Annotated in this window: 4 protein-coding genes; 3 read left to right on the top strand and 1 reads right to left on the bottom strand. The window is 43.6% G+C overall.

Annotated features, from left to right (window positions below):
• Positions 1-807 (top strand): elongation factor Tu (locus tag D6V41_RS18010; protein ID WP_136252945.1); only part of this gene is annotated, 807 nt, incomplete at its 5' end.
• Positions 808-926: 119 nt separating this feature from the next.
• On the opposite strand, the gene D6V41_RS18575 is transcribed toward D6V41_RS18010, so the two are convergent.
• A complete protein-coding gene (locus D6V41_RS18575; protein ID WP_206663281.1) occupies positions 927-1,094 on the bottom strand; it encodes a phage integrase N-terminal SAM-like domain-containing protein in 168 nt (55 codons plus the stop codon).
• 380 nt (positions 1,095-1,474) lie between these two features.
• Between D6V41_RS18575 and D6V41_RS18000 the strand changes: the two genes are divergently transcribed.
• Entirely contained in the window at positions 1,475-2,305 is an 831-nt protein-coding gene (locus tag D6V41_RS18000; RefSeq protein WP_136252944.1) for a tyrosine-type recombinase/integrase, read from the top strand.
• A gap of 3 nt (positions 2,306-2,308) precedes the next feature.
• On the top strand, positions 2,309-2,572 hold a 264-nt coding region (locus D6V41_RS17995; protein WP_179952572.1), incomplete at its 3' end, for a transposase zinc-binding domain-containing protein.

The following is a 2,572-nucleotide window of genomic DNA, read 5'->3' as shown; positions in this document are numbered from 1 at the left end:
GGTGTTCCTTACATCATCGTATTTATGAACAAGTGCGACATGGTAGACGACGAAGAGCTACTAGAGCTTGTTGAAATGGAAGTACGTGAGCTACTTTCTGAATATGAATTCCCGGGTGACGACTTACCTGTTATTCAAGGCTCTGCACTTAAAGCCCTTGAAGGCGATGCTGAGTGGGAAAAGAAAATCATTGAGCTTGGTGAAGCACTTGATTCATACATCCCAGAGCCAGAGCGTGCGATTGATAAGCCGTTCATTCTACCGATTGAAGATGTATTCTCAATTTCAGGCCGTGGTACGGTTGTAACCGGTCGTGTAGAGCAAGGTATTGTTAAAGTTGGTGAAGAAGTTGAGATTGTTGGTATCAAAGATACAACCAAGACAACTTGTACGGGCGTTGAGATGTTCCGTAAGCTACTTGACGAAGGCCGTGCGGGTGAGAACGTAGGTGTGTTACTACGTGGTACTAAGCGTGAAGACGTTGAGCGTGGTCAAGTACTGGCCAAGCCTGGTTCAATCACACCACACACCAAGTTTGAAGCTGAAGTATACGTACTAAGCAAAGACGAAGGTGGCCGTCATACACCATTCTTCAAAGGATATCGTCCACAGTTTTACTTCCGTACAACTGACGTAACGGGTGCGGTAGAGTTACCAGAAGGCGTAGAGATGGTTATGCCTGGCGACAACTTGAAGTTTGTTGTAGAGCTAATTGCACCGATTGCGATGGATGAAGGTTTACGCTTCGCTATCCGTGAAGGTGGCCGTACAGTAGGTGCGGGCGTTGTAGCAAAAATCATCGAGTAATATTTTACTGTGTTCCCAAAAGGCCGCTACTCAGCGGCCTTTTTTTAGGTCTATAACTCCAGGCTTCAGTCCTTTTTCACTCATCAAAGGTGCGCAGACACTCACCTTATTTCGATTAGCTAAATACTTAAGAAGAGCTTCAACATGTTTCTTTCCCATTTACTGGGATGTTGATAATTGTGAAAACGAATATAGCTTTTGATCCAGTTGATATAGGCTTTTTCTGTTTTGATGCTATATCGTTTAGTGCGCATATAGAGCACAATTTGGTTTAAAAATGCAGACACTGTACCTCCGTGTAAGCGTTTGAGAGTTCATTCTCGTTTTACGACATCGGATGTCTCTCTAAATCACGCATGCATACTGTTTTAAGTTATTGATATTGAATGTACCTATTTACAATTTAGTTTTTTATCAATAGGCTCGCTAAATACAGGCATGCTAAAAACGCGTACTGATTAGTCTATAGACGCTTGCTTATACAGGGAATACCGCGTAAAACGGGAATAAATACTAATTGAGAATAAAAATTATGAAACTGAACTTCGGTATTTATTCAAAATTCTCGATAATATGTTGTTGAACTAAGCCGCTCCGCGGAGAAGTAATTTCCACTATTTGAGCCACACTTACCTTTGGGGTTTTCCCATAATTCTGGAGGTAAGAAATGAATGATTTAGTCAATCAAGTACTCACTGAAATTCAGTATAGAGGCTATTCCGATAAGACGAAGGTAGCGTATTGTTGCTATCTCACGCGAATGACCAAGTTTTTTGGGCGCTCGTTAGATGTTGTGACGTGTGAAGAGCTAAATACCTACTTTGCACAGCCTTGTGTTCGACGACTGTCCTATGCCAGCATATCACTTCAAATCAATAGTTTAGCGTTTCTTTACAAGCACATTCTTAAGCGAGCTTTGACCCTTGATGTCGTCAAGCCGCAGCACAAAAAGAAGCCGCCTGAGTATTTATCGCGAAGTGAGGTCACGCTTTTGATACGGCATTGTCAAAGTGTGCGCATGAAAACAATGACGATGCTTTGTTATGGTTGTGGTTTACGGCTAGGGGAGCTGACGCATGTTAAGGTCAAGGATATTGATGGTGAGCGTAAAACACTATTTATTGCAAATGGTAAGGGAAATAAACATCGATATGTAGTGATACCCGATAGCGTGCTGCACCAACTCAGAGTGTACTGGCAAGCATATCGGCCTACCGATTGGATGTTTTATTCACATTGGCTTTCGACGCGCCCTATGGCTAATTCAAGCTACTCGAAAGGACTTAAGAAAGTCGCCGATAATGCAGGGTTAACAAAGCGGTGCAATGTACACAAATTGCGTCATGCCTATGCGACCCATCAGTTAGAAGCGGGTATGCCCATTCATCAATTGCAACATCAGTTGGGGCATGCTGATATTCGCACCACTCAAATTTACTTGCACTGGTTGCCAGAGCTACACCATGGCGGAGCAGACTTACTGCAAAGGTTAGAGTAAGTGATGAGCACATTGCATTTACGCGATATTTTTGACCACGCACTGGTCGGGTATCAAGCGTCTCATCGCATGAGTGTGCAGCAGCATCGGGTGTGTCGTAGTATCTTAGCGTGTCGCACGGGCAAGTTAGGCTATCAAGTGTGGCAATGCAATCAATGTGATGATGAAAAGCGCATTGGTTGTAGTTGCCGAGATAGACACTGTCCTCGCTGCCAAGGACAAGTGACGCAACAGTGGGTAGAAAAACAATCGCAGCAAGTGGTATCC

This window comes from Ningiella ruwaisensis (assembly GCF_004798935.1).
Lineage (GTDB): Bacteria > Pseudomonadota > Gammaproteobacteria > Enterobacterales > Alteromonadaceae > Glaciecola > Glaciecola ruwaisensis.
The sequence above is the reverse complement of the archived record's forward strand: the minus strand, read 5'-3'. Positions and strand labels throughout refer to the sequence as shown.